General features: G+C 40.3%; 2 protein-coding genes. One reads left to right on the top strand and one right to left on the bottom strand.

All coding sequences use genetic code 11. The annotated features are described in order from the left end of the window. Nucleotides 1-142: 142 nt before the first annotated feature. Nucleotides 143-1,927: a ShlB/FhaC/HecB family hemolysin secretion/activation protein gene (locus AC33VI_RS23435; RefSeq protein ID WP_491784670.1), complete on the bottom strand. Its 1,785-nt coding sequence runs from the start codon at nucleotides 1,925-1,927 to the stop codon at nucleotides 143-145. A gap of 255 nt (nucleotides 1,928-2,182) precedes the next feature. On the opposite strand from AC33VI_RS23435, the gene AC33VI_RS23430 reads away from it, so the two are divergent. Continuing rightward, nucleotides 2,183-6,787 carry a CHAT domain-containing protein gene (locus AC33VI_RS23430; protein ID WP_491784669.1) on the top strand — a complete coding sequence of 1,535 codons (4,605 nt, stop codon included), beginning with the start codon at nucleotides 2,183-2,185 and terminating at the stop codon, nucleotides 6,785-6,787. Nucleotides 6,788-6,974: the final 187 nt, after the last annotated feature.

The following is a 6,974-nucleotide window of genomic DNA, read 5'->3' as shown; positions in this document are numbered from 1 at the left end:
TTTTAATCGCTGCTTGTAATACAAATAAGCTTTAATTAATAACTAGTACGGACGTTTCATGAAACGTCCCTAACTAATAACTAATAACTAATAACTAGATCGATAGTCAGTAGCTTAACCCGAACTGAGGTTAAGTAATATTTTATAGAGATAAACCATAATTCAAACTAAAATGCAAACCATCATCTTGAATATTATCTCCTCGATCGTCTAAGCTCACCAAAGGCGGAGCGTAGTTTAACCTAATGTTTAAACCATCTAGAGGTTGCCAAATAAAACCAACTCCAATGGCGGCAATAAAGTTTTCGTCGGGTAATTCATTGGGGTTATCTCCCTGATTCCAAACCGTACCCAAATTGGCGAAAGGAGTAAAAGTAAATAACGGTTCTCCTGCTTGGTTTTTCACCAGAGTCCAGCGATCTTCGACGGAAAGAATCAGCCCGTTATCTCCAGAGCGCACGTTTTGGCGATATCCTCTAACCGATTGTCCCCCACCAATCACAAACTGTTGGGAAGGCAATAAACTGTCGGGAGTTAGTTGTAAGTTGGCTTGAATAATTAAAAAATTATCGCTATTCAACACTTGGACTCTTTGGGCTTGTAAAAACCAACTAAAAAACCGACCGTCAGGAATAGGTTCGTCGTTTTCTGTTGCCCCAAACAAACCAGTTCCCAAATTAAGTTGCGATCGCAATGCCCAAGCCCCAGAAACTTGTCTTCTAATATATTCTTGACCGAAGCGAAAAACGCTCGTAGTGCTGACTCCATCTTCATCGGGACCCAAACCGAAGTTAATTCCTTCCTGAAATAGAAAAGTTTGACCATCCTGATAATCAAAATCGAGAGAGAGGGCTAATTCTTGTCTGGGATTTTGAATAATGGGCTGGCGAAACCCCAAACTAACTCGTTCGCTTTCTCCTTCAATTTCAAGATCGTCAAGGTCTTCGCCAATCGGATCGATAACTTCATTGCGATTAATATCAATCCCCGCACTTACCGTACCGTTTCTAGCATTAACGGGAATTTGATAGTTAACCCCAAAATCAAAAGTATCGGTCAAAGCTGAGATTCGAGGATAAAGACGGGCTGAAATTTTATCCCCTCCGCGCAATAGACTGCGATATTCGGCTTCTAGTCCCAAACGTTCTGCACCAACACTAGGAGGAGAATAGTTATCGAGACTGACTTGTAAGTTTAGGCGATCGCTTTCTGTTACCCTTACCTGTACAACACTTTTTCCGACTTCTGGATTGTCTCCCGCAGTGATACTAGCTTCTACGTTGTCGAATAAAGGATCGAGACGCAACAAGCGCAAACTATCTTCCAGTTTGGCGGTATTCAATGGCGTACCCGCTGCCAAATTCACTCGCGATCGCACGTAATTTTTTAGCCGTTGCGTCCCTTCAACCTTGATTTCTTTAACTGTCCCTTCCAGAATTTGTACTTGAATATTGCCACTATCGACAGAAGATTCATCTAATACTGCCCTGGAGGTAACATAACCCCGTTCTAAATAAATCTGGGTCAGATCGTCAACCGCCAGTCTTAATTCCCCTAAAGTAATTGTTTTTCCTGTTAGGGGTTGAAAAATGTTATCTATTTCTGATTGGTCAAGAATTGTATCCCCTGCAACTCGAACTGTTTTAATTGCCACATTGGTATCGTCGTCTAATCTAGGGGCGCGATCGCGATCGATCTGAGGCGGACTTGTTTCTTCTGGTAGGAGTTGAGGTGGTTCTACTACTTCTTGATTGACCTGAGCAATCGTATTTTTATTAATATTTTGATTAATACTTTGATTAATTGTAGTATTCAATTTATCCGCTGCGATCGCTTTTAATTGACAATTACTATAAACCAGCCAGCCTAATGTTGAAGTAAATGCTAATAAGTATTGGGGGGTTGAGATGGCGATCGCTTTTTTCATTTAGACAATAAAATATATTAGCTATTGTAAATTTTTGTTTCGGTATTTGAGCTAAACTAGCTTGTTTTAAGTCAAATACAGGCTTGCTATGTAGATATTATTAGATTGCTTACTCAAACAAGATTAAAAAAAAATGAAAATATTCTCATAGAAACAATGAATAATCTTGGTAAGTAGTAAAATTGTTGACAGCCAAATTTTTATCTCTGACTTTGGTAACAATCAATCTGCACCCATCAATATTTGTTGTTCAAAATGCCATCTTCTATCAAGCATTCAACTAAAGTTAAACCTACCTGTAAATTTTCATTTGGAGTTTCTCAACTTTCTCAATCATTACTATTAGCTTTTTTGGCGGTTTTGACAGGAAAAAACTCTGTTTTAGCCGATGCGATCGTTCCTAACAACGACGGTACGGGAACAACAATTAATACGGATGGCAATACTTTAAATATTGAGGGTGGTAGTTTTTCAGGAGATGGTCAAAATCTATTTCACAGTTTTAGTCGTTTCAATCTTTCCAACGAACAAATAGCCAATTTTATCTCTAATCCTAATATTCGCAACATCTTAGGACGGATAAATGGCGGAGATCCTTCTGTAATCAATGGTTTACTGCAAGTTACGGGGGGAAATTCCAATCTTTTATTAATGAATCCTGCGGGAATTATTTTTGGGGCGGAAGCACAACTAAACGTACCAGGAGACTTTATCGCTACTACTGCCACAGGTATCGGTTTTGCCGACAATCTTTGGTTTAATGCCGTAGGAGACAATAGCTACCAAAGTCTGATTGGAACGCCTTCCCAGTTTGCCTTTGATGGAGCAAATTCGGGAACAATTATTAATAATGGCGATTTAAGTTTGGCAGAAGGCAACAATTTAACCCTTTTAGGGGGCAATGTCATCAATACAGGGGAAATAAACAGCCCTGCTGGCAGCGTTACTCTTTCCGCTATTCCTGGTAGTAGCAGGGTGCGAATCTCCCAAGAGGGACATCTACTCAGTTTAGATATCGAACCCCCAAGAGATAGTAATGGTAATGTTTTACCTTTTACTGCTAAAGACTTACCCACCCTACTAACTAGCAATGATATAGATGCAGGTTTGACTGCTAATGACGATGGTTCGATAACTATCAATGATACGGTCACTAGTTTCCATCCCGAAGCAGCCCTAACTATAGCCTCTGGTCAGATTAATGTCTCTGGCATCACAGGAGGAGAAGTTTACCTTACAGGTAATAAAGTCGGGTTACTTTCAGGAAATATTCAGGCTACGGGCATAACTGCGGGGGGTAATGTCCGCATTGGTGGCGACTTTCAAGGAAGTGGCAACATACCCAACGCCAGCCACACCATAGTAGACGATAACTCTACTATTGCCGTTGACGCTACAGATAATGGTAATGGCGGAGAAGGCATTGTTTGGTCGGATTCCCTAACCCGCATGACAGGAGAAATCACCGCTACGGGTGGCGAAAATGGAGGCGATGGAGGCTTGGTAGAAATATCGGGCAAAGAGTTACTGGTCTTTACAGGTACGGTAGATGCTAGTTCTCCCCTCGGACAAGCAGGGGAACTATTATTAGACCCCAAAAACATTACTATCGGCGATCCTGATAGTCCTTTAGCTACCTTATTTAATCCAGATCCTGAATCGATAACTGGAACTGCGGTAGGATTTGCTTTTTCAGTAGCTATTGTAGGAGACGATTTGGTAGTGGGCGCACCGAATTATGATTCTACTGATGGAATCCAAAATGCAGGACAAGCTTTCTTATTCGATCGCAATGGTCAAAATCCAGTAATCTACGATAATCCAAATCCAGTAGTCGGCGGTTTTTTTGGTATATCAGTAGCAGAATCGGGAGACAATGAATTTTTAGTTGGTGCTTCTCGAAATATTTCTAATGACGTTTCAGAAGCAGGACAAGTTTTTTTATTCAACAAAGAAAACACCTCTCCTATTCAGACTTATGACAATCCTAATGCTAATGCACGTTTTGAGTTTGATTTTGTTGGTAATATTCCACCTGGAGATCAAAACTTTGGTGCTTCTTTAGTTTCGATTGGCAACAACAGAATTGTAGTTGGTGCACCAGGACATACCGTTGAAGGAATAGAAAGAGCAGGACAAACATTTTTGATAGATCGTAACAATCCTATTAATGTAATTCAAACTTTTAGCAATCCTAATCCTTCCATTGCAGAAAATATATCTGGTTCGGGTAATGCTTTTGGTCTTTCGGTATCAGAGGTTAACGGAGACATTTTAATTGGTGCACCTGGAAATATCTCTAGTGAAGTAGATAGAGCAGGTCAAGTATTCTTATTCGATCAAAGTGGCTCCCAACTTCAAACTTACAATAATCCAAATCCTACAAATAATGGTCAATTTGGAAATTCCGTTGCAGGAATAGAAAACAATTTTATAGTAGGCGCACCTTCTAATAATGGAGGTGATGGACAAGCATTTTTATTCGATACTAGTGGTAATCAAATACAGTCTTTTAATAATCCCGATCCTAGCGGAAATAGATTTGGAAGTTCTGTTGCAGAAGTACAAGGAAACATTTTAATTGGCGCGGATGGTAATGGTGCGGGGCAAGCTTTCGTGTTTGCTGCCGACGGAACCCAAGTTGGCGATACTCTAGAAAACCCCAATCCTGTTACTGGAGGTGGTTTTGGTGGTGCGGTTGCAGGAGGAGATTCCGATCTAGTTTTAATTGGGGCGCAAGGAAATACTGACCAACGAACAGGAACAACTCAAGCAGGAGAAGCATTTGTAACTAGTACCGAACAAATAGAGTTCCAGCCTTTAGAAACTATTGAAGGCAATATTGCTTTTGCAGAGAATCCTGGGGATTCTTTCTCTATTGCTCCTCAAACCATTGTCAATATCCTTAATTCAGGTACGGATCTAACCCTACAAGCGAACAACGATATTCGGATTACCACTGAAGAAATTAATATTAATAACACCGAAGGAGATGGCGGAAATTTAACCCTTCAAGCAGGTAGAAGCGTTGATGTTAATTCTAGTATCATTTCTGACAATGGAGATATCACCATCATTGCTAACGAGACTAGCGGTAACGGTACTCAATTAGATTTTCGCGATCCTGGAGAAGCTGATATTACAATTTCTGATGATGTCTTGCTCAATGCTGGTACTGGTGATGTGACCCTAATCGTGCGTGATGGAGAATTGGGTAATGTGGATGTAGATAGTATTATTGGCGATAATATTACCTTAAGTACAGATAGAGGTACGGTTACAGTAGATGGCACTATTTCGGGGGTTGAAAATACTCCTGCCAGTAGCATTATTCTAGAAGGGACGGAAGTTAATGTAGATAGTCCAGAAGAACAACTAATTGGAGACAACGTAAATATCTCAGAAACAGAACCGATTGTTATTATTCCTACTGAAGATCTTCCTCCTTTTCCTAATATTGAAGTGCCTGAAGAAATAACTGCGGAGGATAATGAATCGGAAATTCCTACTACTGTTGGCGATATAGCTTTTGAGAGTGGTGCTAGGGACGAAAATAATTATGTTGCGACTCTTTTACCTCTAATTGACTCTGACTTTGCTCAAAGCTACACAAATTACTATAACAATTCTTCTTTGTTTGCTAAAAAAGTTGGTGCAGATAATTTAGAAGTGGATTTAGTTCAAGTAAAACAAAATCTAAGCAATGTGGAAGAATCTACAGGGGCAAAACCAGCTTTAATTTATGTAGCCTTTTTCCCTGCGGGGGTAGATGCCATTCAGGGACGCAATAGCAATATTTTACCCCAATCCGACGATCGCCTGGAATTGATCGTGCTAACTACTGAAGGAGATATAATTCGCCAGCAAGTTAAAGATGAAAATGGTCAATGGGTAACTCGCTCGAATGTCAGTAAAGTCGCCCGTCGTTTTTCTCAAAGTATTTTTCAGGAAAGATCGGAACGATACTTTTTGCCTCTCGGTCAACAATTGCATAAATGGTTAATCGAACCAATCGAGCAAGAATTAAACGAACGGGCAATCGATAATCTAGTTTTCCTCATGGATAGTGGTTTGCGGACTGTGCCGATTGCAGCCTTACACGATGGCGAACAATATCTAGTTCAAAAGTATAGTGTGGGTTTAATGCCCAGTTTGAGTTTGACTGACACTCGCTATCAAGACATCAAAGATTTGGGATTATTAGCCATGGGTGCGGAAAATTTCCCCACCGATTCTGCTCTCGATCCTCTCCCCGCAGCACCAGTAGAAGTCGATTTGATTACCGAACAACTTTGGTCGAAAGGTAGTTCTTTTCTGGGGGAAAACTTTACCATTGAAAATCTGCAACAGATGCAATCTGCCAATCCCTTTGGTATTCTCCATCTAGCTACCCATGCGGAATTCACCCCTGGTACGCCCAAAAATTCTTTTATCCAATTTGGCGATCGCAAGTTAGAACTAGATAAAGTTAGGGAATTGGGATTAAATAATCCTCAAGTAGAATTAATGGTGTTGAGTGCTTGTAGAACTGCTTTTGGCGACCCTGATGTAGAATTTGGCTTTGCAGGGTTAGCTCACCAAGCGGGAGTTAAATCTGCCCTAGGAAGTCTTTGGTATGTCAGCGATCGCGGTACGCTGTCGATGATGTCTAAGTTCTATCAAGAATTACAAACCGCCCCCATCAAAGCAGAAGCACTACGACAAGCACAAATAGCCGCGATCGAACAGACTTTGCGTTTAGAGCCAGGAAAATTAATTACTGGCGATCGCACCTTCTCTCTTCCTAGCAATATTCAAGATGCAGATCTAACCCATCCATTTTATTGGAGTTCTTTTACCATTGTGGGCAATCCTTGGTAAAGATATTGGAGACTAGCTTTTTAATTGAGGATAATAAATGGTTACTTAGGGCTTGCTGAATAAGTCAAAATCAATTAAATATAAGCGTTTCAAGACTTTTTATTCAAGTAAAGTGCAAAGTTTTTTGATAAACAAGGTTATTTTTCTTGCACTTAACAAAATAAAATGTACTAGCTTCTTAAAAGCT

Source organism: Waterburya sp. (genome assembly GCF_058530065.1).
Note: the sequence above shows the minus strand (reverse complement) of the source record. Positions and strands in the feature narration are given on the sequence as shown.